This is a genomic window from Bremerella cremea (assembly GCF_003335505.1).
In the GTDB taxonomy this organism is placed as follows: domain Bacteria; phylum Planctomycetota; class Planctomycetia; order Pirellulales; family Pirellulaceae; genus Bremerella; species Bremerella cremea_A.
In genome coordinates this window covers 342,572-367,797 of the sequence record NZ_QPEX01000010.1, presented here as the reverse complement: position 1 = coordinate 367,797, position 25,226 = coordinate 342,572, and the positions used below count along the sequence as shown (strand labels likewise).

Sequence of the window (25,226 nt, the reverse complement as noted above, 5' to 3'; positions counted from 1 at the left end):
TGCACTTATCCTTCTGCCTGGTATCGACTCCTATGACTTTTGCCTCCCCCTGGATTCTCGCTCTTGGCCTTGCCGCTGCCACCATACCGGTGGTGGTGCATCTGCTAACGCGTCCCAAGCCTGTGAGAATGCCCCTTTCGACCCTGCGTTTTGTGCGGGAAGCAGTACAGCAGCGTCGGGCGGCCCATTGGCTCCGCGATTTCTTGATCTTGGCCCTGCGCACGCTGGCAATTTTGTTGATTGCGATCGCATTTGCTGGGCCACGCTGGGGGAGTCCGGCCCTCATCAAAGAAGATGCTGGGGACACGGTGCGAGTGGTGGTTCTCGACAAAAGCCAAAGCATGGCCGCCGCCGACGGAAAGACAACCCTTATGCAGCGTGCCCGAAGTGTGGCAGAAAAGTACCTGCAATATCGTAGCGGCTTACGCTCGAATGTGATTTTGGCTGGGGCTCAGCCGCAAGCGGTCTTCGATAACGTTTCGACCAATTTCGAGGCGTTGCGTGAGGAACTTGCCCGGACGGATGCCCAAGCCGAGCAGCTTGATATTCGCGCTGCCCTAGAACTGGCCGCCCGGCAGTTGGCTCCGACCGACGCAGATGATAAACGTCGCCGCGAACTGATTGTTATTAGCGACTTCCAACGAACCAATTGGGGCTCGGTTACTTTCGACGCATTGCCGCCAGACACCAAGATCCAATTAGAATCAGTCGCTCCTGCTCAGACAAACGCGAACCTGGCAGTTTTGCGAGCCGTTTGCCGCCCGCTGGGGGCACGGCGAGACCGATTGCAGTTAGAAGTGGCAATTGGCAATTACTCTTCAACCGGCCGCGAGGGAACGGTTGAAATCACTTTAGGTGACGCAGTCTATGCCCTTAACGCGACCTTTCCGCCTCAGGAAGTAACGTTACTGACGCAGGAAGTTCCGGCCCCGTCTGCTGGTTGGCAGTGGGGAGAAACTCGCCTGGTAGATGCTGCCGATGCGTTGCCAGCCGACGACAAACGCCCCTTGGTCATTCGGCTGCGCGGCGAGCCTACGTACGCGATTGTGACCCAGCAGAGCGAAGGGGGGCAGCTTTCTTCCAGCCGCATCCTTGGTTATGGGTTGGCTCCTGAATGGGATGGCGAGGCAACATCGCTTCGTTTAGAGCGGATCGATCCAAGCCGGCTCGACAACCAATCGCTAGTCGATGCTGACTTGATCACCTTAGACCATTGCGGCAAGCTTAGTCCAGAACATATCGGTCTGCTGGCAAGACAAATTCGCCTGGGCCATCCGGTGTTGTACGTTACCAGTGAAGCGGTGGACGCCGTGAATTTGAATGCGTTAGCAACCGCCGCTCAGATTGACCTGCCGGTGGCTTTAGCGCCTCCCCAAACCGGCACGTCACGGCGCGACATGCACCTCGCCCCAGCTGTAACACCTCGTCCCCCCTTGGCGATGTTCGGAGACAACTTGCCCGCCTTGGTCGATCAGTTGGTCTTCGCGGGAGGATTATCCGCGTCTGCTTCGTCCACCAAGGCAACCGACGAACGGATTCGAGCCGTTTACCAAGATGGAACCCCCGCAATTATCGTGGCGACATCCGCCGGGGGCGGTTCGTTGGCGATCTTGAATATGGACCTTGCTCAATCCAACATCTGGAAGACCGGAGCGTTGGTTCCGATTCTCGATGAGCTCATTCAAGAACTGTTGGCCAACGACGCCCCTGAAGAAGTCTACCTCAGTGGCGAACCGCTTGTCGCTCGGATCGATACGGCGGGGGCTGCGCAGTCGCTGAAAATAATCCACGAGGAAAGCGACGGAAAGCCAGCGACGCCGCATGGCGAACTAGTGGACGACGGCGACGCCACGATCTGGCAATGGAACGACCCGAACCAGCCTGGCGTCTATCGGGTCGAAAACCAAGGGGAAACCGTTTTTGCCGCTGCCGTGGCTTTGCCCGCCGAGGAATCGGATCTGTCTGTCTTGCCTGCCGAGGTGGTTCGCGATCGGCTGGCCGCTGGTTACGAAGTTGCCTACAACGCTTCCAGCGAGAAGCTTGTGGCTCAAGATGATTTGTGGAAGTGGTTTACCGTGGGTGCGGTGATGTGTTTGTTGGCCGAGGTTGCGGCGTTGCTCGCGTTCCGAAATTGATGCTCCCTAACTTGAGTCGTTATTTGTGATCACCTTTCATGCCCTCATTCCGATCGCTCTCTGGCTGCCCCTGGCACTTGCGGCAGTGGGGTTGCTTGTCGCCTATGGGGTCGTCAATCGCGGCAAACTACCTGGCAAGCGGCTGGCGCTTGTCCTGACGATGATGGGCGTCACTTTGAGCGTGCCGCTGGTGATTCTGTTGAATCCGATGTGGGTGCAACGTCAGCCACCTCCGCCAGGCAAACCGCTGTTGACGGTACTAGTTGACCGTTCGGCTAGTATGGCAACCGAGGACAACCAATCGAAAGGGAAAACGCGTTTGGCCCTTGCGAACGAGATTGCCCAAGGGTTGGTCGATCAGTTGGGAGACGACTACGAAATTCGCCTCCGCAGTTTCGCCGAAGATTCTTCGCTGTTGTCACTGGAAGAATTAAAAAAGACAACCGCCGAAGGTTCCGCGACCGATTTGAATCGTAGTGTGCGCGAGAGTCTGGGCGAGGACCGCCCGCCCGGTCAGGCGGTGCTGGTCCTTAGCGATGGGATTGAAACGGCTGGCGGCTCGACAGCTCGACTACGCCAAACTGGCGAGCGGGCCCGGGCACTGAGTACGCCTGTTTTCGTCAAGACAATCGGCACCGATCAAGATGTGCGGGACCTACGGCTCGCTTTGCATCAGTCGCAAGAGCTGTCCTTCGTCGGGCAAGAGGTCTCGGTGATCGCACAGCTTTCGCATACCTATCCGATTCCGCAAACCGTCAAGCTGACGCTCAAGCGGGAAGGAGAAGAAATCGAATCTCGCGAAATTCAATTGGCTGGTGGGGAGACGGTTGAAGAGTTCTTTCAAGTTAGCCAGGAAGAGCCAGGGCTGTATCGCTATGAAATCGCCGCAGAGACGTTGCACGATGAAGTCACCGAGCTGAACAATCAAGCCACCTTGCTGTTGCGAGTAGTCGATCAACCGGTCTCGGTTTTGCTACTGGAAGGAAAGCCGTACTGGGATACCAAATTTCTGATTAGGACGTTGGCCTCCGATCCTTCGGTGGAATTAACCAGCGTGGTACAAATGGCGCCTGGCCGCTTTCTTGAACGAAAGATTGCTCGCTCAGAGGCGGAGAATGAAAACGCACCTGCCGAGGAAGGCTCGGAACCAAGTTCTGCTGAGCAAGCCAACAATCCTCTCGCCTCCCAGCGACAGAACTGGAAAATACATACCGACGCACAGCAACTACTGGCCGACCCCCAGTTTCTCGCTCAATTCAATGTCGTAGTCTTGGGCCGCAGTATCGAGCCGTACTTGACCGACGAGGTACTCATCGGGCTGCGAGACTGGTTGGCCAACCAAGAAGGTTCGCTGGTTTGTTTTCGCGGGGCCCCAGCTTCTCAGCTAACCCAACGTCTGGGATCGCTTATGCCGGTTGGTTGGACTCCCGGGACATCTTCTCGCTTTCGGGTTTCTTTGACCGATAGTGGTCAGGCCATGCAGTGGCTTCCACAAACGGGCGACCAACTTGAACTTTTACCTTCGCTGGCCTCTTCCGCTAAGCCTGAAGACGTTAGGCCGCTGGCGACGGTTCTGGCCACCAGCAGTGGTAAAGGAGACGGCGCAGCGATTCCTTTAATAACCTTTCGCCCCGAAGGAAGTGGACGCGTCGTTGTGATTGAAGGGGCCGGGATGTGGCGGTGGGCCTTCTTGCCCCCGGATCACCAAGAGCAAGACGCCTTGTACGGCACGCTTTGGCGCAGCCTGGTGCGTTGGCTGGTCTCGAACGTGGGCCTCATGCCAGGGCAACGGGTCGCGCTGCGTCCTGATTCGGTCGTGGTAAGTTCCGGCAACGCGGCTGCAGCCACACTCTTGTTGCGTGATCAGCAGTGGGATGAAGTTCCGCAGGTCGAGCTTAGCGGCGATACACTCGACAAACCACAAACCTTTGTCCCCCAAGCCCAAAGTTCTGCCGGCGTATATCGGGTTCACTTCGGCCATTTGCCAGCGGGACGCTATTCGGTCAAAGTATTGGGAGCAGGGGAAGAGGAATCTTCCGCCGAGACGGCTTTCGATGTGATCGGCAATCTGCAAGAACGCCTTGATGTGGCAGCACGTCCGGCAGCTTTAACGGAGCTGGCCGAGCAAAGCGGCGGTAAGTCGCTCGATGCGTCAAGCATGCAAGACCTGCCTGTCTCGCTGAATGATGCCTTTATTGAAAATCGCGATAAAAATCGTCCGCAACTCATCCTCCGTACGCCGGCCTGGAATCGTTGGTGGATCCTCGCAACCGTAGTCGGTTTGTGGGGATGCACTTGGGGCACTCGCCGTTGGTTGGGATTCCTTTGATGCAGCACCATCCAAAAGAAACGAACTCCGCGACATTTTCTGGCGCGGCCCTAGCGGCCAAGCTGCGGGAAGTGGCCGGTCGACATCTGCGCGTCCATCTGTTGGTTGCTGCTGGATGGGGGCTGATTGCGTTGGCGTGTGTGTTGGCCATCACCGTTTGGCTCGATCTACTTTTTGATCTGGCCCCGGAAGTAAGAGCCGTAGCACCTTACGTTGCCATCGTGACCGGAATTGCCTTGGTGGCGGGGCTGCTGACTTGGCGGAAAAAACAGTTCTCGCCGCAAGTCGTGGCTCGCTGCGTCGATACGACCGCCGAAGCCCGCGGCGTTGTGCTAACCGGCTGGAGTTTGCTGGAAGGTGCGCGCCGCAAAGATGCCGCAGCCAATGAAGCTTCTACCGGGCTGACTGAACTGGCCATTACGGCAGCGGCTCAAAAGGCTACAGCGGTCTCGGCCTCGTCGGCGGTACCCTTGAAACCGGCGGCCCGTCCTTGGCTAGCCGTGCTAGGCATTGGCCTGGTGGCGGGAATTATCTTATTGGCTGCACCTGGCTGGGTTCAGACGGAATGGAATCGTTTCGTGTCTCCGTGGAGCGACATTCCGCCCGCTTCCTCCACGCAGTTGGTCATTACTCCGGGGGATGTCGATGTTCGCTGGGGAGATCCGCTCGACGTTTTTGTCGAGGTTGCCGGAGACCCGGTCGACAATGTGGAACTGGTGCTCACGGGTGAGTCGCGGGAAGAAGAAGTCGTTCCTTTGTTTCAGGAAGCAGATGGCCGTTGGCGAACCGTTCTAACCCGGCTTACCGAACCTGCTGAGTACCATGCTCGCGCTTTTCAGACACGCAGCCGCCGACATCAAATTTCGATTCTGACCGTTCCCAATATTGCCGATGTCCAGGTCGAGGTTATTCCGCCGGAATATGCACAAGGCCTGGGAGGTTATAGTGGCCCTTTGCCCACAGCTGGTCTCGCCGGCTTGGCCGGGACGCGGGCTCGTTTAACGGCGACAAGCCAGCGTCCTTTGGAAGGGGGTGAAATTACTTGGATTGCTGCCGACGAGTCGACACCGATAGCAATGACGCCGGTTGCCGGAGAGGCATCGAAAGTTGAGGGGGAATTCATTTTTCAATCCGCTGGCAAGTTTGAATTGCGGGTCCGCGATATCGAAGGCCAGTTTTCGCGGGATGTGGTAGCGGGAACGGTTGCCTTGAAAACCGATCAGCGCCCTTTCATCCGCATCATGAAACCGCGTCCCGTTTCTTTAGCCACACCAGAAGCCTATTTGCCAATCGAGATTGCAGCAGAAGATGACTACGGCCTTTCGCGAGTTGAAATTTATCGCAGCTTGAACGACTCGCGTGCGTTACCTCTTAGCGTGCCGGTCGGACAGCCTGCGCCAAGACGTCAATACGATGCGGTCGCGTTGCCTTTGAGTAGTTATGGGCTTCAAGCGGGTGATCAAATCAAATTGTATGCCCGCTGCGAAGACAACGATCCAAGCGGGGCCAAAGGGGCAGAAACGCCGGTGGCAACGGTGCATATCATTTCCCAGGAAGAATACGAACGAATGCATCGAGCCCGTGAAGGGCTGAACGTCTTAATGTCGAAATATCGGCAAGCCGAACGGATGCTGCAACAACTTCGCGAGCAGGCCAAACAGTTGCAACAAGAGCAACAACAAAAGAAAGGCTTAGTTTCCAAGAAGAGCAAGGAAGACGCCCAGAAGTTGGCAGACCAACTCCGCAAGAACGCAGAGGAATTGGCCAAAGCCGTCCGGCATCAGCTTCCTTACCAAACCGATGAAGAACTCAGCAAGCATCTAGAGAACTTAGCCAAGCAACTAGAGCAAGCTGCCAACCAGTTAGAGCAACGATTAGAGCGGCTGGAAGGCAAGCAAGAGCAGCAGCAACCGTTCAACATGGAACTGACCGAGCTCATGGAAATGCTGGGCCAACAAAGTGATCTTTACAACGAATCGGCCATTATGCCACTGCAGCGCCTAGAGCAGGTCATGCCGTTGATGATCGCCAAATCGCGATTCGAACAATTGGTCAAAGCCCAACGCGACCTGGCCAATCGTTTGGCTTCCTTGAAAGGCCGCGATCAGGAAGACAATCCGGCCCTAAAGGCTCGCATGCGTGATTTGCAAGAAGAACAAAAACGTCTGCGCGAGGAACTTGAGTCACTGATCACCGACATCAAAGATGCCGCCTTGCAGTTGCCTGATGAAGAAGATTTAAGACAACTAAAAGAGACCGCCGAGAAGTTTTCTGCCGCGCTAAGTGAAAGCGGTGCGGGGCCAGAGATGGATCTCGCCGAACAAGGACTCGCTCAGTTCTCAGGCACAGAGGGACACGAACATGCCGAGAAAGCCGCGCAGGCTTTAGAGGAGCTGTTAAGTGATTCCGAATCGATGCAAGGCCAAGGACAAGCCAGCCTCGCCTTCCAGCCAAGTATTCAGTCCCTTAGCATGACCGCAGGGCAAATTATTGCGGAAATGGGGCTAGGAGGTGGAGGGAGCGGGTTTAGTTCCCGTAGCACCGGCAATCCTGGACTTTATGGCGATATGCCTGCTTTGGCAGGAGCGGCTGGCCGGAATCCGGGCGAGCAAAACCAACAAGGCGGAGGCTTCGGCAACGCTGCCGGGGGGATCGGTGGCGAGAACCCGAATGCCGACTCGATCGGCGATGTGTTTACGCCTGGCACCGCTGGCAGCAGCAGTACGACGCTTGTTCCCTTGAGATATCGTGAGCGTGTCGGACAATACTTCCGCCGCCTTTCAACCGAATTACAAGAGATGGACGCTTATCCGGAGGAAGTGAAATGAAGCGATACCTAGGACATTGGGCCTGGACGTTTCTGGCCGTCGGCTGCTTGGTTTGGGCCACGCAAAGTCACGGCGCAGAGGCGACGGAAGAGGTCGCCATCGCCAAGGCTGCCACGCCGGTTCCTGACTCACCTCAGGCCGGGGGCGAAGCGGAAAGCATCGTTCAGGTCGCTAACTTGGTTTATGCCGGTGTGCGGAGCAGCCGCTGTTTTTCCGATCATTTTCTGGTTCGCGCCGAAAAGGAAACGGCCATTAGCACCAGTCGCCGCTTTCATGCGGTGAAGCTGGCCAGCGATGACTTGTACGACTTTCCGATGGTGATCATGACCGGCGAAGGGGCATTCGAATTGCCTGAAGCGGAACGCCAAGCACTACGCCGCTACGTCGAACGCGGTGGTTTTCTCCTCGCTTCGGCAGGTTGTTCCTCGCAGGAATGGAACAGCTCGTTTCGCCAAGAGATGGCCGAGATCTTTCCAGAGCATCCGCTTGCCGCTTTAGAAATGGATCACCCGATCTTTCACACCGTTTACGATATCGATGAGTTGGAAGCCAAACATGGTACTCCTCGCCCGATCGAAGGCGTAAGCATTGGTGGCCGGATTGGTGTGTTGTTCTCGCACGATGGCCTGAACGATACCAAGCACACCCAAGGCTGTTGCTGCTGCGGCGGAAACGAAATCACCAACGCCGAAGCAATCAATGTGAACATTCTTGCCTATTCGTTGACCTACTAGCCGAAAGTTATTTGCCGTATCCATGGCTGCTCTCTCATGCATTCCGACACCGATTGCCTCGCCCACGTGGCGGGGCTGGGGGATGCTAGGCGCTGGGCTGGCACTGACTTGCCTGGCCGGCAACAGCGGATGTGATTTCGGCAACGCTGCACCAAGCAAACCGCTGCTGATAGCAATCAGCGGTGATACGGCCGGTTGGATCGTGCCTTGCGGCTGTACCACAAACCAGTCTGGTGGCCTACTGCGACGCGGTACGTATCTCGACCAATTGCGACAGCAAGGAGATCTTGTGTACCTCGACGCCGGAGGGGCCCTGCACGGAACGTCTCCGTACGATATCGCCAAGTTCGAAGCGATTCTGCAAGGCGAAAAGAAAATGGGAATCTCACTGCACAATATCGGAGCCGCAGAAGCAGCCCTGGGAGAGGCCGAACTGCGGCGGATCGAGCAGACGCTTGACGACGAGCCGCTGTTTCTCTCGGCCAATGTTCACAATCATTCAGGCCAACCGCTAGGAATCCCAGCGAAGGTTCTTGAAATTGGACAGCGGCGCGTGCTGGTGATCGGTGTCTTGTCTCCCAGTTTCGCAACCGACCAGCTAGAGGTTAGTGATCCTAAACAAGCGATCCTCAACGAGTTGCAACGTTCCCAGGAATCAGGGGGACACGATGTCTCGATCGTGTTGGCTTACCTTCCCGAAGAGGAGCTACGCGAGCTTGCCAGTCAATTGCCCGAGGTCGATGCGATCGTCGGAGGCCCGACCGGTCAGGCGATGGCGCCGGAACAGAATGGCCCCTTACTCTTAGCTTCGGCCACGAACAAAGGAAAGTTCCTGATTCGGCTTACCCTGCCTGTGGGAAAAAAGCAGCGAATGACGGGGGAAGTAGTGGAAATGACGGAGGATTTCGCAGAGTCGCCCGGGCAACAAGCGAACCTGGATGACTTCTACCAGGAACTAGCGGCCCGAGATTTCATGTCCAGCGAAACTTCGTTCGAGACGGCCCCGGCGGGCGAGTCCCACCGCATTGCCGGTACGAAGTCGTGTCGCCAATGCCACGAGGCCGATTGTCAGGTTTGGGAGCACTCAGCACATGCTCATGCTTGGCAGACGTTGCTCAAAACCGGCTCGCAAGTCGATTCTTATTGTCAACAATGCCACGTGACGGGCTTTGGTTTGCCTGGCGGGTTTGTGTCAGCCAAACGTTCGCTCGATCGGGTTAATGTGGGCTGCGAAAGCTGTCATGGCCCCTCGCAACGGCATGCCGAACAACCGCAGCAGCGGACGTATCATTTCCAAAATGCTGCCTCGACGTGCGTGCGCTGTCACGATCCGGAAAACAGTCCCCTGTTCGACTACGACACCTATTGGCCTCGGATCGAGCATGGCCTGAAAGGAACCTCGTAATGCTTTCACGCCTAAAGGTTGGCCCGCTCTCGCTGCTTGCCTGTTGGGGGCTGCTGATTGTTTCTCTCTCGGCGGTTGCTCCCTGCCATTTAGCGGCCCAAGATCTCGATGACGAACTCCTTCGGTCCCTCGAGTCCCCCTTGGATAAAGTTGCCGAAGAAGCGATTAACGGCAAGCCAGAGCCCAAGGAAAAAGCAAAAGCCAACGTCCCAAATGACAAGCCTGCTGCCGAGATGCCTGCCGGGGAAAAGAAGGCCGATAGCAACACGCCTCCAGTCAACGCCTTGCCAGACCTGGGGCACGAACCGCTGCCGGGGGCCATACTCGACTTGGATGAAGGGCTTGTCCAGGCCCAGCAGAGCGGCAAGCCTGCGTTGGTGCTGGTAACTGGCGAAGATTGCCCCTGGTGTTACCGCCTCAAGCAACAAATGCAACTATCGCCAGCGAAGGAAGAACTACGCCGCTGGACACTGATCGAGATCGATATCGACAAAGACCTGGCCGCTTCCAAACGCTTGGCGGTAGCCGTCTTGCCGTCGTTGCGTTTGCTACGACCTTCCGGGGCGAAGGTGGCCGATCACGATGGTTATTTGAGTTCAGAAAAACTCGCTGCGTGGCTAAAAGAGAATCACCGCTTGGCGGTTGCCTCAGCCGACGATGTCTTGCTGGCCAATCGTCCGCTCGAAACGGTCGATATCGTGCGTCTGTTAGAGCTACTGAAAGACCGCGATCCGCTTGTCCGTGAGGTGGCGATTAGTCGCTTGCAGGCCTTTCCCGAAGTGGCCGCAACGCCGTTGGTCGAGGCATTTCGCAAAGGGGGATTGGCCGAACGGTTATCGATTCTCGAAATCCTTTCGCAGTGGCAGGCTCCGCTCGCAGGGATCGATCCCTGGCAACCAGACTCGATCGACGAACCAGCCCTGGCTCAACTCACGCAATGGGCCAGCGAACTGAAGAAGCAAGAGGAAGACGCTTCTGCCGAGCTTTCAGCAGAGGAACTAGCCGAAGCCCAAGAGCAAATCGATCGCTTGCTTACGCTGAGTCCGACCGAAGGAGCCCCGATTGCGGCCCGCTTGGCACGGCTGGGTGAAAGACTTCTGCCAGAGGTCTATCGGCGCCTCGAAGCCGCCGAGATCGATGAGCAGCGAGAACGTTTGTTGGCCTTGCGCTACCGCTTGGTTGCCCCAGACGCTTTGATGCTTCGCTTTCCAGGAGGATTGGCCAGGCTTGCTTCGCACGATGTGCAGACTCGCCGTGATGCGGCCGAACAGCTTGCCGGTTTGGCGACTGCTTCGGAGCTTCCCTTGTTGCTGGAACTTTTCAGCGACCCGGATCCCCTCATTCGAGAAATTGCTTTGCGTGGTCTGCAACAGTCTGGCGGAGACGAAGCGTTGGAGTTGCTCGTACGCTTATTGAAAGACCCAGAGCCGAACGTGCGGGCTGCCGTGTTGAAGCAGTTAACCGAACGGAGTTCGGCGGACTTAGTCGACAAAGTGGCTGCCTACATCCAAGAGGAAGAAGACGCTGACCTGCTCGTACATGCGATTCGTTATCTTCGTGAAATCAAATCGGAACCGAGCGCGCGGGCCATGTTGCCACTGCTTGAACACGAAGCCTGGCAAGTGCGGGCCGAGGCAGCCGAGGGCCTTCGCGAGATGGTAAGGGGCGAACTAGCAGAAAACGCGGAGCTAACCGCCGATGTGTATGCTGGCCTCATTCAACGCTTGGATGATGATGACGCGTTCGTTGTAAGCCGTGCTATCGAGGCCTTCTCGCAAGAGATTTCCGATGTTGCGATCGACCGGCTGCTAGAAACGGTAGAGAAACATCCTCAACTGGCAACTCTGGCGGTTAAGACGATTGCTGAGCGGAGTTCTGGTTCGCACAAGATCACAGCGAAGCTACTCGATTTCGCAAAAAGTCCGAACCCTGCGATCCGAGCTGCGGCGGTGACCGGTTTGCGCCGTATTTCAAGCGAAACGCTTAACGAGTGGGGCCCCACTGCGTTGAAAGACGAGGCCTCCGAGGTTCGCTTAGTGGCGGCGATGGCCATTTTTGAAAGCTTGGAATCGAAGCGGCGGAACGTGGCGGAGCAAATGCGGGAAGATGCCGAGATGATCGACATGCCCCCGGTTGCAAAAAGTTCTCCGGGTTTGCTTTCCCAAGCATTTGGCGCTTTGTTTGGTAGCAAACCGAAGGAAGAGGAGGCGCCGCCGGAAGCAGTAGACGAGGATGCACCGCAAGAGGAAGAGAAAGAAGCAGAAGCCAGCGAAGACAAATCGGTCGACGACCGCTGGGATCGCTGGCTGGCTGAGTTTACCTCGGCCAAAGGGCGCGCGATGTATTACGTCGATTTGATCGAGCCTTTGCAAGGAATGTTGGATTCCGACGAGCCAAAAGAACGGCTGCTTGCTGCGTTGTGTTTAGTCTCTCTAGGGAAATCTGAAGAGGCCCTCCCGGTGCTTCGAACAATTGTGCAGGAAGATCCTCAAGAACTGGTCAAAGGCAGCGCGGTTTTAGCTTGGGTTCCGTGGGAGCAGCGTCAGGAGTTATTCCAGGAATTTCTCGAATTGGCCACCACCAACGATCAGAAAATGTACTTGGCCAGAATGCTCACCGAAGCTCCCGATCGCCGGTCTGCTGAGTTACTTTGGCCTGTTTTACAAGACGAAACCGTGGATGTCGGCTTAGCCTCGACCATCTCCGATTTACTGCTCATGGCCTACACCGGTCAGCGGTATTTTTACGATGATGAAGTTTCAGAGGAACTTAAAACCACAATCCTGAACGATGCCACGCCGCATGTTAAAAGCGGAGTTGAGTTGGAATCTCTCGTGGCACTGGTCTTGGTTGCCAAAATCGACAAAGACGCTGCCGCCGAGATGGCGACGGAAATTGCCGCAGACGAGCAGCGACCGGAAACGCTTCGCCAAGATGCGTTTCAGATTGCCTTGTGCCTGGCCCTGGCCAACCAGCAAAAAGAAATGGCCGTAGCGGCAATGGAAGGCGACAATCCTGAACGTCAACGGATCGCCCTTATCGCCCTGGTTGCCGAAAATGAATACGAATTACGTTACATTCGCGACCACTTTTACATTCCCAGCCGCAGCAGCATTTATTACAACGAGCCTGAGAGCGGCCCGATTATTCCTGAGCCACCGGACGGGGTGACGGAAGCCAACGTCCAGCCGATGTTAAACCATAAGGACGATAAGGTTCGGGCGTATGCCGCTTATGCGTTGTCAATGCTCGGCAAGCAGGAAGGTTTAACGCCGCTGTTGGAGTACTGGCGACTCCACAAAGACGAAGAAGATGATGCCATGGACCGGCTGGTTTATCGGGCGATCGCCAAGTTGAATGCCACCGAGCACGTTGACATCTTACGTGAGATCAACGACAGAATAAGCGAATATCGCACGAAGGAATTTTATTGGACCATTCGCATCATGAGCGGCGACGACGTGCTCCGCTTGAGAAAAGAAATTCGGGATAGTATCGGAATCGAGAATTTGCGTTAATCGTCGCGGTAAAGGCCCGGCGTGTGGGAGAAAAGCATCATGAAATCTAGCATCCGACTTTTTATGGCCTTGGCGGTGGTAACTGCTTCGGTCGTCAGCGGGCCGTTCGCAACGGCTCAAGAACAACCGATGGTCGAGGCCGAAGGAAAAGAGGTCTTAAAACGTTGGCCATCCCAACTGGTCATGCGGCTCGACTTGATCGGTCGGGCGGGATCGATGGATGACGCATTGGCTGCGCTCGAGAAGCGAAAAGAAGTAGCCAAGACGCTTCTGACATCGCTAGGAGCCGAGATGGATACCGTCGAGTATGGCGACCCAACCACCACCAGCGCGGCCAGCCAAGGGCAAGAACAGATTCAGGCGATGATTCGCGAGCGGATCCAACGCAGCGGCGGTTCGGTTCCCGCAGGCCTCAAGGTGGCGGAGTCAACCGTTGTTACGCTTCCTCTCACGGCTCGCTGGGAACTTGATACGAGTGATCCGGTTAAACTCCTGCAACAGGCGACCGTTCTCCGAAAAAAGATTGAAGATGCTGACATCGGAGGCGCGAAGTCACAGAAGCTTTCCTTGGCCGAGCAGGAATTGCTTGAAGAAGCCGAGGCTTACGGCTACGATCCGTACTCCGACGAGCCCCAGGCGAAGCCGGGTGAACCTGTGATCACGTTTGCCGCCAAGATAACCGAGGAGGAACGCAGCCAAGCCATGAAAGCTGCCTTCGAAGCATCTGTGAAAGATGCCAAGGAACTGGCGGCAGCAGCCGGACAAGACCTGGGCCTCTTGATGTCGCTATCTAGTTCAACGTATGGCGGAATGTCGCCAGAGGAGATGTACGGGTATGGCTACGGTCGGCGGATGGCTACACCCAGTGACGATCCTCTGGTTTCAGAGGTGACCGATCTAAGCAAAGTCTCGTTCAACTTTGCAATTCGTGCTCGCTTTAGGATTATCGCTGGCAATAGGGAATAGATTTCAGCGTTTGCTTTTCGAGTCACTTGCTTGAAACGGCATGGCATTGGGTCTTCTGGGGCTTGCTAACAAGCCTCAGAAGAGCGTTGTGTTCATCGAGGCCGATGCTGTCTTCTAAACAGAAAGACCAGCGAAAGCTTGGAATCTAAGGACCAAAAGTCCGTATAACTTAATTGCGTGCGGAACTATTATTGAGTGTTACCAGAAGGGTAGAACTCTTCCAGTGAGCCTCCCCGGCGCGCTTGTCTGCGGAAGAGGCCCGGGTTCATGCCGGTTAATTCTTTAAAAAACGAGCTCAAGTACGAAGCGCTCGAAAACTGCATCTGAGCGGCAATCTCTTCTAGCGAGTAGCTCGTCTCTTGTAGCAGCAGTTTGGCATGCTGAAGTTTCTCGCTGGCGATCTGTTCGTGCGGAGTGGTATGGATCGTGTCGGCGAACTTTCTTTCAAGGGATCGTCGTGAAAGGCCGACGTGATTGGCGACCTTTTGCACCGAAGTATTCCCCTTGCGATCACGAATCCATTTAAGTGACTTCGCGATGATCGGATCAGGCACCGCATGAACATCGGTCGAACGCCGAATGGAAATGCCTCTCGGCGGTATCAATTGGATGTGACGCGGTTGGGCGCTGCCTCGGATGACTTTGTCTAAGAAGGCGGCCGCTTCATAGCCAATTTGCTCGCTGTTGTGCGAAATGCTGGTCAGGGGGGTATCGGCCATCGTGCATATCACATCGTCGTTGTCGACACCAACGATGGCAATCTCTTCGGGAATCGAAAGCTGGCGTCGACGACAGGCATCGAACACGCACAGCGCACGCATGTCGTGGGCTGCCATCAAGCCCAGTGGTTTCGGTAACTCGCTAATCCAGTTGGCGAGATCTTCTTGCCCTCCTTCCCAGTTGTCGTGGGCACGTCGCCGCGAACTTGCGGAATAAACAAAGACGTTGTGCTGTGCATCGTGTAACGCTTTCGTGAATCCCGTTTGACGCATCCGCGACCAACGTGCCCCTTCCACGCCGACAAACGCGTAGCTGCGCAGACCTCGTTCGAGCAAATGTTGGGCGGCCATCTGCCCGATGTTTTCGTCATCGGTAAATACCCCTCCGATTCCCAAACTTGGCCATGGCTGAAGTGTTTCGACAATCGGAACCCCAACTTCCGCAATGGCCTTGGCCATTGTTTGATTGCGTGCCCTTACGATGATGCCATCTCCATGCCAAGTCTTGAGCCAACCAGGCAACCGACTTGCTGGGCCGAACTCGTCAATGTAGATCGACCAAGGGCCATGAATTCGCGAGAAGCGACCGATCCCCTTGATAATGTCGCGTCCAAACTGCTTCGAGGTCTCTATCAACAAGGCCACATGCGGTACTGAATTAGAGACGCGGGGAGGGAGCATCGTCGGTAAACCTTGACAAGTCGCCGGAAAGATGTGTCGCAAATTCGAAAGTCAATTGTCGTAATAATGAATTGCGATTCTAGTTGAAAAATGCCATCTTAAGTTGGATACTTCGTGATAACACGAAATATCCACTTATTTAAGCTGGTGCTCGCCAGGTATGCATGGCTAGGTCTGGCGTGGTAATCGCAGGCGTAAATTCACAACATCAACAGTAGTGACGACAAGCCTCGATTGACTTATCGGTATGAAAAATGAACGAGCGATCGCCCGATCCGAGTGATTGCACGATGCATCCCCTCGATGTCGGAACCTGCCTCGAACTCCCTCCTTCGCTTGAAAGTCCACAACCTAATGCACGCTCCCGTTTTTTCATCAAAGCAAAGGTTCAATTGTCTGCTGACCTTTATCGTTTCTCTGGCCGTATGGGGGCTGTCTTGTATTTGGTCGATCAACATCGCCCAGGCAGAAGAGAATAATCTTGGCGGCTTAACGCTCTGCCCGCTGCCTGGAGAAGGCGATACCTTACGGCAGATTGGCGCCGCCAGTATCGAGATTACTCCGCAACAGCCGATTTTGCTGAGTGGTTACGCCGCCAGAAATCATCAGCTTCAGCTCAACATAAAGCATAGCTTGTGGGCGCATGCGTTGGTGGTTTCCGACGAAGCGAGTCCCCCGGCAATTTTGCTTACGGTTGATAACGTCGGCGTGCCAGCGAGTATTCGCCAAGTGGTCACGAACCGTTTAGAAAAGCAATACTCGATAGCCCCGCAGCGAGTGACCATTTGTTCGACACATACCCACGGTGGCCCGATGCTGACCGGCGTATTAGAAAATTTGCTAACTCGCGAAATGACGCCAGGCGAACGTGCCGCTGTGGATGGATATACCAATGCGTTGGTTGAGAAGTTAGTCGAAGTCGCTGCCAAGGCCCTGCAGCAACGCCAGCCTGGCTACTTGCTGCGTGGGAACGGCAAGGTCGACTTCGCGATCAATCGGCGAGGTGAAATGGTGACCGATCATTCGCTGCCACTGCTGGTAGCGGTCGACAAACAGGGAAAGCCGTTCGCTCTGGTTGCCAATTATGCGTGTCACTGCGTTTCGGCGAGTAGTGGAATGCTGCTCACCGGCGACTGGGCAGGCTGCGCGGTGGCCGAACTGCGGCAACAGCTGCCAGGAGTTGTCGGGATAGTGACAATCGGATGTGGCGGCGATCAAAACCCTGCTGACAAAGGAGGTGTCGCGGCTTCAGAGCGGCAAGGGAAACAGTTGGCCGACGAAGTGATCCGTGTACTGCAAACGAATCTGAAACCGGTGAATGGGCCTTTGCGGATCGATTACCAGGAGATCGAGCTTCCACTGGCCGAGTTGCCGACCGAGAAACAATGGCAAGAGCTTGCTACCAGCAAAGGAATCGAGGGATACCACGCTCAGGCAAATCTAAAGCGGCTAGAACGTGGTGAAACTCTCACCGATCGCGTGACGTATCCGATTCAAACTTGGCAATTCGGCAATGATCTGGCGATGGTTTTCCTTAGTGATGAGGTCGTAGTCGATTACGCCTTGCTGATCAAAGGCAAGCATGGCGACCAGACCTGGGTTTCTGGCTATAGCAACGATGTAAGCTGCTATATTCCATCGGAACGGGTACTCCGCCGCGGTGGATATGAAGGTCGTACTTCGATGTTATGGTACGACAAGCCTAGTCCGTTTGCGGCTGGGTTGGAAAAGAAAATCTTGGATGAAGTCGATCGGCAGCTGACTCCTGAGCCGAAGTCGTCCGGCGATCATACACGCACTGGTGGGGTCGCCCCTCGTTCTCCCCAAGAGTCGATTCGCACGATGCTACTCGACGACCGTTTCCGTGTGGAAGTCGTAGCGGCTGAGCCATTGGTGGTTGATCCGGTGGCGATTGATTTCGGACCGGATGGCAAGCTATGGGTAGTCGAGATGAACGACTACCCACTCGGGGTCGAAGGAATGCCAGCTGGGGGTGGCCGGGTTAAGTTTCTAGAAGATAGCAATCACGATGGTCACTACGATCAAGCAACGTTGTTCCTGGAAGGTTTGCCGTATCCCACCGGGGTGAAAGCATGGGGCAACGGCGTTCTGATTTGTTCGGCCCCAGATGTAATCTATGCGGAAGACACCAACGGTGATGGCCATGCCGACGTCCGACGGGTGGTTCTCCGCGGCTTTGCAACACACAACTATCAAGCCCGGGTGAATAGTCTTTCACTCGGGCTTGATAGCTGGTGGTACGGGGCTGGCGGTATTTTCGGAGGCAAGCTGCAAAGCGAATCGATGGCAGACGTCGATGCCGAGAACCGTGATTTTCGATTTCAGCCAGAGACCGGCGCGGTCGAGGCGGTGTCAGGGCGGACGCAACAAGGACGAGCCCGTGATGATTGGGGCAATTGGTTTGGCTGCACCAACAGCAATTTGCTCTATCATTACCCCAGCGTCCAGCACTATTACGAGCGCAATCCGCTGGCCAGTTCTCCCAATCCGATTCGGTCGCTCTCTTCCGGGGAAAGGCTTTTTCCTGTGGGAGAATTGGTGCGATTTAGCCAAAGCGGCGCGAAAGGGGCTCCAACTTCAGTTTGTGGGCTAGAAATTTATCGCGATGAACTGCTTGGCCAAGCGTTCTCGAACAATGCGTTCGTTTGTGAGCCGGTCAATCAACTAGTACATCGTCGAGAGCTTGTGCTAAGCGATTCCAATATCACCAGCCGCCGAGCACCTGAGGAGCAGCAACGAGAATTCCTGGCTTCCACCGACAATTGGTTTCGGCCTGTTCAAGTTCGTACCGCCCCGGATGGTAGCTTGTGGGTGGTCGATATGTACCGATACGTGATCGAGCACCCCAAGTTTATCTCGGATCAGGTAAAGGAAAAGTTGGATGTCAGGGCAGGGGACGATCGGGGACGAATCTATCGTATTATTCCGGCGGACCAATCCTCGGCCACGCTTCCTAATCTGCGAGAACTCTCGACCAGCGAGCTTACCAATCAGCTCGACACGGTGAACGGAACGCTTCGTGATATGGTCCATGCCGAGCTGCTTTTCCGGCGTGATACGGCCAGCTTGCCGCTTCTAAAAAAGCTGGCCGTAGAAGCAGCGCTGCCTCAGGTTCGTTTGCAAGCGTTTTGTGCCTTGGCGGGTTTGGGGGGAATAGATGATAACATGCTCGCTCAGGTCAGCCACGACCCCCATTTCGCAGTCCGTAGGTGGGCAGTTCTGATTGCTGAGCAGCGGTTGGCGGAAGATCCTCAGGGGGAAAAGTGGATTCTTCAGGCGCTCGCTGATCCAGCTACAGAAGTTCGCATTCAAGCGGCCTATTCGTTGGGGGAATGTCACTCGGAATCCGCCGCTACCCTATTGGCCCAGCACCTCTTCGCTGCTTCCACAGATACCACCGTCCGCGCGGCACTGCGAGCGAGTTTGCATGCTGGCAATGCACAAACCGTGTTGGAAGCATTGAATGCGCTGCCAGCCGATCACCAGAAGAATTATCGCGATTGTCTGATTGCGGTTGCCCAGGTGGGTGAGCCAGCAATTGCCGAGAAAGCCTTGGCGTTATCAGCTGAAGACGCGGACAGCTTTAACACGACAGCGCGAATTGTTGAAGTACTCGCCAAGCGGCAATTGCCGCTTGAAAAGCTTGCTGCGTTGCCAGGTTTCGCCGATCAGATGCAGGCGATCGCCCTTAATGATTCTGCTTCGGTGGAACAACGCACAGCCGCAATCGAATTGCTGGCTACTATACTAGCGGATTCAAAAACGACAAGCTTGTTGCTTGAATTGTTGACGCCCCGGCAGCCGCCAGAAGTTCAAGCTAAAGCGTTAACGATGATCTTCAAAACGCGTTCGGTTGCAGGACAGCAGGCAATTCTGGATCAGCTTTCCAGTCTATCTCCGGTGCTGCAAACGGCCGCGATTGGGGAGTATCTTGCGCGACCCGAAAGCACGTTAATACTTCTCGCTGGTTTAGAAAGTGGCCAAGTTCCTCGGGCAATGATCGATCTTGCTGATCGCCAAAAGCTGTTCGATCATCCATCCCCTGAGATTCACAAAAGGGCTACCCAATATTTCGCTTCCTCTTCGCAGGGAAGCTTGCAAAAGAAGATCGAGCAGTTTCGCCGTGCTGATTTAACCGGAGGGGATAGCGTCGCAGGGCGGGCGTTATTTCAACAGCAGTGCGCAGCCTGCCATCGCTACGATGATCTGGGAAGTGTTGTGGGCCCGGATCTGCAAGCATTGACCGACCGCACGAAAGATTTCATGGTGACGGCCATCCTCGATCCGAATGCAGCGGTTGATCGAAGGTATGCGACCTATTCCGTATTGCTGAACGATGGGCGTGTACTCGGGGGGATATTGGCGGAAGAATCGAACCAGGCGATTACCTTAAAAGAAAAAGAAGGAGTCGAGCGACGTATTTTGCGGAGCGATATCGAGATGATTAAAGGGACTGGCAAATCGCTTATGCCGGAGGGGCTAGAACAGGTTATTTCGCGGGAAGGTATGCAGGACTTGCTTGCTTTTCTGAAGGCGGTCGAATTACAAGCCGCAGCGCCAAAATCACAAAGCACGATTCCCAATTGAAGCAGGGTTGAAAACGTATGCTCGATTTGGCTGCCAAGAAGGCGGAAGATACCTCGGTACGCAAAGGAACACGCTACGACGCGTTGCGATTAATCTCCTTGAACTCATGGGGCACCTCGAAGGAGGCTCTGGTCCGTTACGCCGCAGCCGACAACGATGCAGCGTTGATCCGCGGAGCAGTTGAGGGACTCGGCGATGTGCCCCACGTGGAAGCGGCGACGGCGTTGCATCAAACGCTATCCGATGTTCCGAGTGAACTACGCGTGTTCGTGATGAACGGCTTGTTGCGAGCGGACGGTAATCGGGTTTATCTGTTGGACGCGATTTCCGCCAAGATGGTTTCCGCAGAAAGCCTGTCTCAGGAAGTCCGGCAAGGGTTGATCTCGCATGCCAACCCAGAAGTGCGGAAACAAGCCTAAACTCTATTGCAATAGCAAAGTCGTTACGCTCCCAAGTCTGCAAGTTAAGCGGCACATCCTGGACCGGTTGAATTGGAGATGAGATTTGAGAACGAGCCGACATTGCGAACCGCGTTTGAAGCACTAACCCCTGGTCGAAAGCGGGGGTATCTTTTGGATTTCGGCGGTGCGAAGCAGGCCAAATCGTGCGAGGCTCGAATCGAGAAAAGTCTGCCTAGAATCTTGGCAGGCGTAGGGCTGCATGACTGCACGTGCGGACTTTCCCAGAAAATGCCTGGGTGTGTTGGTTCGCATAAGGAGTTGGGATTGTTCTTATCGAAACCAGCGGCGCAAAAGGAAACCGTACGGCCAATGATAACTCGCACGGTTTCTGTGGTTTCAGACAACGATTGAAAACTATTTGGTGACAATCTCGAAGTCGATCGGGTTGTCTCCGTCGATCACTTCGACCTGTTGAGTCGTCTCATCGTTGTATTCTTTGGGAAGCTTCTCTTTGACGCCAGGTTGAATCACGCGTCCACTGTCGTCGCGCGTTGCACTGCGGGCCGTTACCAAGCGAACGCGGTGTTTGCCAAGCAATGCGCCCTCGGCATCCCCTTTGTATTTGAGAATGTACTTTCCGTTCTCGTCGGTAATCGCGGCAGAACTTCGGCCACCAGCCAGTGGCACGAACTCAACTTGACAGTCCGAAACCGGTTTCCCGTTGAGCGTGACTTGGCCGTGGACTTCACCTACCGGCGGCATGTTAGGATCGCCGCAACCAGTCAAACAAAGCGTGGCTAATGCGAGACTTAACATTGTAAAACGATTCATCTTTACTTCTCCTCGTGGGGCTACCGCCGCAATTCATGCATGGTTGCGGCAGGCCCTTATGTTTTTGTCTTAGTAGTTGCCCACCGGTTGTCCATCGGCACGATCAAGAAGACGTTCGTAGGTCGTGTCGGTTGCACCTCCGAAGTTGTCGTCGATATTCTCGCTAAGAAAATGAACAGATCCATCGGCGAACATGAATTGGGCACCGCCAGGGTGATTGCTGGAGAAACCTTGCCGACCATCGACATCGTTGCAAGAAGCACCACACGTATCGGAAGTGTTGATATGCGTTTTGCCACCGCCAACCACGGCAATAAAGCCATCCAAGTAGTTATGGCTGTTTTCGATGTCTTCGTTGCCGGTATGGCCATAAACCAGACCTGCACCAAGTTCCTCGCCTGAGAGCATCCAGGCTCGTTCGCCCACCATGGCCGTATTGCTGGTTCCGTCCAGGATTTGATGCATCGCGACCACCATGCGTGAGTTGCCTTGCACGTTGGTACCTGGCACGAAGATTCCATTGTGGTGTTTAGAACGATCGATATCGCCGTTTGTGTTCACGCCGAGATAATTGGCGGTTGCAATCTGAACGTCTTTTGACTGGTCGCCAGAACCGTTGTTGATCGTTAGATGGGTGTTAAGTGTCGGGCCAGTATCTGAGGGGCAACGCCAAATTGTAATCGGAGTTTGTAGAACGGCCAGCTTCGCAGGTTTGTTGACCGCTTCATGCAACCGATCCGGTTGGCTGGGGGCCAAAATGTCGTAGGCAGCTCCTTGTTCCATTTGAGGCAGAATCAAGGTGCCCCAACTCCAACTGGCATGTTTTCTTTCGTCACCGCCGTTGACTTCATGGTCGTAGCTGATCGCTGGAAAGGCGCCGAAGGTATCGTGATAGTTGTGTAGGGACAAGCCAATTTGTTTCAAGTGGTTGGTACATTGCATGCGTCGAGCGGCTTCACGAGCTTGTTGAACTGCCGGAAGAAGCAGGGCAATTAACACGCCAATAATGGCAATGACTACCAACAATTCGACAAGGGTAAAACCTGCACGTGGTGTTGTTTTCATGAAAGGTAACGAGCCTCTAGCTAAGAGTGGGGTTGATGCAGCAGAACGGGGAACAATTGAAAATGAATTAAATAGGACGTGCGACTAAGCACGGGACCTCCCAGTCGGTCGAGCGGCTCCCAATAGGGCCAATCGTTAGGTCTCCGCCTTCTGGTAAAACCGCTTTCCAGACTCGCAGGATGACATCGATTGATTTACCAGGGCCTTCTTCTTGGGAGAGTTTGTAATTTGCTAGGGAGCGGGAGTCTTGGTGAGAGCCTTTATCCATGCCGACGGAAATGCCCGTGTCACTAAAGTGTTGGGTGAGCCAGCTTGGTGTCGGCAAGCGTTCGTCGACCAACAGATAGGCAACAGTGGGGCGGTTGAAGACAACGGTTAGTTCAAGGTCCGAACGCTTTTGCCATTTCGCGTTGTACTTCCAGTCGCCTACCATTTGGACGTAATCTAAGTCGATCAACGAAGAGGGGAGGCTATCGCTTATTCCGCTCCATTGGTGAACTCGGTCGACATAGGCTAAAGCTCCCTCACGAAATCCGCCGCGAACAATCTGATAAGGCTTTTCGTTGTGGGGACTGTTGCTACGAACTTCGCTGATGACCGAGGGGGGAATCTCGCCAGGTTTCAAGAAAGTGGCAACGTTGTTTGCCGCGATCTTCACGAGCTTTCCACCAATGGGAACCTCGAAAGCATCTCCTTGCACCATCCGTTGGAGCGTGCTACCGGTTCTGAGTTCAACGCTGCCTTGGTAGACGACGACTTCGGTAAAGTTATTGGCGTCGACGGCTACCCCGAACTTTGTGCCTAAGTCGACAACCGAGGCGTTATGCGTGTTGACCGTAAAACCATGGGACGTTGGTGGAACATCGGCGACAACCTTGCCGTAAAATAGTCGCCACGACATCGGCTTATTGATGCGAATCCGGACAGGACCTGCCAATTCTACTTTCACGCCAGAGGAGGTAACTCCCTGGTAGATTCCTTTCGGCAGATTGATTATCTCTTGACCAAAATAGGCACGTGCTTCACTTTCGCCCGGGATGCCTGAAATCAAAACGGCAGGCGGAACAGGTCCGCTGGAAGCGACCGCTGGCCCAGGTGTGGTATAACTTTGATACCACACGGAAATTGCGAGCCCACCAAACAACAGCAACGCAGCCGCCGTAACCAAGCTAACTGCTGCGACGACGCGCCGTACTTGCAGCACGGGCGGAGCAGCGAGGGAAGCCGGTTCTAATAGGTCGTCCTGTTCGATTCGTTTTAGTAGTTCGCGTTCTTGATCGGCGTCGAACTTGCTCACCATGGCCAAGCGAGCGTTGATCAATGCTTGAGCAGCGAAGTATTGTGATACATCCTTGCGCTGCACGATCAAGTCGCTAAGCGTCTGCCATTGCTCCGGGGTTGCTCGGTCGGTGATGCAGAGGTCGACCAGTTTCAGGATCTCAGGATCTTCGATCTGTTTACCTACCACGTCCTGCTGTTCACTCATTGTCCGTCTCCGTAGGCAGCCACCCGAACATCAATGCAGCGATGCAGCATTTCACGAATCTTTCGCAACCGCTTATACACAGCGTTGGCTGATAGCCCGAACATTTCACCGACGTTTTCAATCGAATTCGCTTGGTTGTAGGAAGCCCAAAGAATGGAACGTTGTTGTGCGGGTAGTTTTTTGACACAGTGTTCCAAAGCGGCTAGTCGTTCGTCTAACGCGTTGCCATTTTCGACAATCACGGCATCTAAGGCCTCCATCGCGGAATCGCTAAGCATCTTTAGTTGCCTGCCGCGTTCCGAATGGAATCGCTTCGCTTCAATACGGGCGAAACCAAACGCCCACGGAAGGAACTCGCGTTGCTCGTCAAACTGTTCCCACTTTCGCCAAAGCAGAAGGCTCGTCCTCTGGAACACTTCCTCAGCGTCACTCCAGTTTGCAACCAAGGAGTAGACATACCCTTTGAGCTGCTCTTGATGGGTGATGTAGAACTCGGCGAAACGGGATTGCTTGTCCGTGTCGTTTTCTATTGGGACCATATCTGAAAGGGACCGCGTCACCCTAAAATTTTTCTACCGCGAATCATCTTGTTCGCCTTATAGGCACTCGTGCGATAGGGCCATATTTTGGCCCGAAAAATGACCCGATTTTCAAAAAAACGATCAGATTGTGGAAAAAGCTAGTTCCGTAGTGGGGAGGAAAGCCGTGTAAGCAAGCCTAATTGCTTCTTTTGTGCTAGTTAAGAGAGCATTAAATGAAACGTCAGATTAATGGACGTGATTGTAGCTGAAACGGCGGTTCGAGCGGCACGCGCAGAACGACCGAACTAACACCAACCGTTCATTATGGTTGGCCAGATGGCTTTTCCTATGACTAAGCTACGCACGAAATCTAAACGTGATCCAAGGTTTTGTTCGCGAATACGGAGGCTTTCGTCGGTCGCCCCGATTCAATTGGCGGTACAACCTTCAATCGTCTTAGACGGATTAGCTTAGGAAGACAGCGACAGCGAGCCTATCGATAACCTCGCGAGCAGGGACGAGTATTCTGGCAAACGCTGAGTGTGTCGTTAAATGTCAGCGATACCGAATCGATGAGGAAAAAGCCATTCGTCCGAGGTGGCAATCTCATGTAAAAGGTCGATGTCGCATTTCGAGGGGGATTCCCGAAATACCGTTTATAATCGCGGTCGAAGTGCAAGCCAGGCTGAACCTCTAGGCGACCATCGTGTCTCATCTGGTTGCATGATTCGCTCGGCCAGTTCTCCTTGGTCGGCCTCCATTCTCAGCGCATGCAAATTGTTTTTCACGGTTGCCAGTCGATTCTAAATGGTGGCAAGGCTTCGGTTCTGAGGCCACAGAAATGAGTGATTAGAGGATTGAACAAGGATCTTCGAGGATCGTCCTATCGACGAAAATGATTTGGCAACTAATATTATCTATGTGGACTAGTCCACGGTCTTCGCAAAATCGGGCAGTAATGCCCGATTTTGAATTGCCCCTCATTTGGTGGTGCAACTA

At 54.7% G+C, this 25,226-nt stretch carries 15 protein-coding genes; 10 read left to right on the top strand and 5 right to left on the bottom strand.

All coding sequences use genetic code 11. From position 1 onward, the window contains the following. The first annotated feature begins 32 nt into the window (after positions 1-32). The 7 genes from DTL42_RS02755 to DTL42_RS02725 are packed head-to-tail and all read left to right on the top strand — an operon-like array spanning position 33 to position 13,915. Entirely contained in the window at positions 33-2,135 is a 2,103-nt protein-coding gene (locus tag DTL42_RS02755; RefSeq protein ID WP_114367157.1) for a vWA domain-containing protein, read from the top strand. A 25-nt stretch (positions 2,136-2,160) separates the two neighbouring features. Continuing rightward, positions 2,161-4,464 carry a vWA domain-containing protein gene (locus tag DTL42_RS02750; protein ID WP_114367156.1) on the top strand — a complete coding sequence of 768 codons (2,304 nt, stop codon included), beginning with the start codon at positions 2,161-2,163 and terminating at the stop codon, positions 4,462-4,464. Further along, positions 4,392-7,292, top strand: a complete 2,901-nt coding sequence (locus tag DTL42_RS02745) for a hypothetical protein (RefSeq protein WP_158545202.1) — start codon at positions 4,392-4,394, stop codon at positions 7,290-7,292. Before DTL42_RS02750 ends, DTL42_RS02745 begins: the two co-directional genes overlap by 73 nt. Next, the gene (locus DTL42_RS02740; RefSeq protein ID WP_114367154.1) at positions 7,289-8,026 is read left to right on the top strand and encodes a DUF4159 domain-containing protein; all 738 of its coding nucleotides are present in this window, start codon (positions 7,289-7,291) and stop codon (positions 8,024-8,026) included. The genes DTL42_RS02745 and DTL42_RS02740 overlap by 4 nt, the downstream gene beginning before the upstream one ends. Before the next feature lie 22 nt (positions 8,027-8,048). Then, positions 8,049-9,431 carry a multiheme c-type cytochrome gene (locus DTL42_RS02735; RefSeq protein ID WP_114367153.1) on the top strand — a complete coding sequence of 461 codons (1,383 nt, stop codon included), beginning with the start codon at positions 8,049-8,051 and terminating at the stop codon, positions 9,429-9,431. After that, positions 9,431-12,949, top strand: coding sequence for a HEAT repeat domain-containing protein (locus DTL42_RS02730; protein WP_114367152.1), 3,519 nt, complete (start codon positions 9,431-9,433; stop codon positions 12,947-12,949). Before DTL42_RS02735 ends, DTL42_RS02730 begins: the two co-directional genes overlap by 1 nt. 39 nt (positions 12,950-12,988) lie before the next feature. Further along, positions 12,989-13,915, top strand: a complete 927-nt coding sequence (locus DTL42_RS02725; protein ID WP_114367151.1) for an SIMPL domain-containing protein — start codon at positions 12,989-12,991, stop codon at positions 13,913-13,915. Positions 13,916-14,103: 188 nt separating this feature from the next. Here DTL42_RS02725 and DTL42_RS02720 read toward each other — a convergent pair whose 3' ends face one another. Next, entirely contained in the window at positions 14,104-15,315 is a 1,212-nt protein-coding gene (locus DTL42_RS02720; RefSeq protein ID WP_114367150.1) for a XylR family transcriptional regulator, read from the bottom strand. 303 nt (positions 15,316-15,618) lie between these two features. Here DTL42_RS02720 and DTL42_RS02715 point away from each other — a divergent pair, with 303 nt between their 5' ends. From DTL42_RS02715 to DTL42_RS02705, 3 genes are all read left to right on the top strand, one after another. Beyond that, positions 15,619-19,923, top strand: a complete 4,305-nt coding sequence (locus DTL42_RS02715; protein WP_114367149.1) for a neutral/alkaline non-lysosomal ceramidase N-terminal domain-containing protein — start codon at positions 15,619-15,621, stop codon at positions 19,921-19,923. A 17-nt stretch (positions 19,924-19,940) separates the two neighbouring features. Next, positions 19,941-20,342, top strand: coding sequence for a hypothetical protein (locus DTL42_RS02710; RefSeq protein WP_114367148.1), 402 nt, complete (start codon positions 19,941-19,943; stop codon positions 20,340-20,342). A 72-nt stretch (positions 20,343-20,414) separates the two neighbouring features. Next, complete coding sequence (locus DTL42_RS02705) at positions 20,415-20,735, top strand: YdeI/OmpD-associated family protein (protein ID WP_261341590.1); 321 nt, start codon at positions 20,415-20,417, stop codon at positions 20,733-20,735. A 3-nt stretch (positions 20,736-20,738) separates the two neighbouring features. On the opposite strand, the gene DTL42_RS02700 is transcribed toward DTL42_RS02705, so the two are convergent. From DTL42_RS02700 to DTL42_RS02685, 4 genes are all read right to left on the bottom strand, one after another. Next, positions 20,739-21,155 (bottom strand): carboxypeptidase regulatory-like domain-containing protein, encoded by a 417-nt coding sequence (locus DTL42_RS02700; RefSeq protein WP_114367146.1) that lies wholly within the window; start codon positions 21,153-21,155, stop codon positions 20,739-20,741. Between the two features lie 69 nt (positions 21,156-21,224). Next, positions 21,225-22,220, bottom strand: coding sequence for a DUF1559 domain-containing protein (locus DTL42_RS02695; RefSeq protein ID WP_114367145.1), 996 nt, complete (start codon positions 22,218-22,220; stop codon positions 21,225-21,227). Positions 22,221-22,287: 67 nt separating this feature from the next. Next, a complete protein-coding gene (locus tag DTL42_RS02690) occupies positions 22,288-23,706 on the bottom strand; it encodes a FecR domain-containing protein (protein ID WP_114367144.1) in 1,419 nt (472 codons plus the stop codon). Next, on the bottom strand, positions 23,703-24,266 hold the full coding sequence (locus DTL42_RS02685) for a sigma-70 family RNA polymerase sigma factor (protein ID WP_147274138.1): 564 nt from the start codon (positions 24,264-24,266) through the stop codon (positions 23,703-23,705). The genes DTL42_RS02690 and DTL42_RS02685 overlap by 4 nt, the downstream gene beginning before the upstream one ends. Between the last annotated feature and the right edge of the window lie 960 nt (positions 24,267-25,226).

Bases quoted from the DNA above. Each gene is read 5' to 3' on its own strand.
- DTL42_RS02695 (WP_114367145.1), bottom strand. From the start codon at position 22,220: ATGAAAACAACACCACGTGCAGGTTTTACCCTTGTCGAATTGTTGGTA.
- DTL42_RS02700 (WP_114367146.1), bottom strand. From the start codon at position 21,155: ATGAATCGTTTTACAATGTTAAGTCTCGCATTAGCCACGCTTTGTTTG.
- DTL42_RS02730 (WP_114367152.1), top strand. From the start codon at position 9,431: ATGCTTTCACGCCTAAAGGTTGGCCCGCTCTCGCTGCTTGCCTGTTGG.
- DTL42_RS02755 (WP_114367157.1), top strand. From the start codon at position 33: ATGACTTTTGCCTCCCCCTGGATTCTCGCTCTTGGCCTTGCCGCTGCC.
- DTL42_RS02725 (WP_114367151.1), top strand. From the start codon at position 12,989: ATGAAATCTAGCATCCGACTTTTTATGGCCTTGGCGGTGGTAACTGCT.
- DTL42_RS02740 (WP_114367154.1), top strand. From the start codon at position 7,289: ATGAAGCGATACCTAGGACATTGGGCCTGGACGTTTCTGGCCGTCGGC.
- DTL42_RS02720 (WP_114367150.1), bottom strand. From the start codon at position 15,315: ATGCTCCCTCCCCGCGTCTCTAATTCAGTACCGCATGTGGCCTTGTTG.
- DTL42_RS02710 (WP_114367148.1), top strand. From the start codon at position 19,941: ATGCTCGATTTGGCTGCCAAGAAGGCGGAAGATACCTCGGTACGCAAA.
- DTL42_RS02715 (WP_114367149.1), top strand. From the start codon at position 15,619: ATGTCGGAACCTGCCTCGAACTCCCTCCTTCGCTTGAAAGTCCACAAC.
- DTL42_RS02690 (WP_114367144.1), bottom strand. From the start codon at position 23,706: ATGAGTGAACAGCAGGACGTGGTAGGTAAACAGATCGAAGATCCTGAG.
- DTL42_RS02735 (WP_114367153.1), top strand. From the start codon at position 8,049: ATGGCTGCTCTCTCATGCATTCCGACACCGATTGCCTCGCCCACGTGG.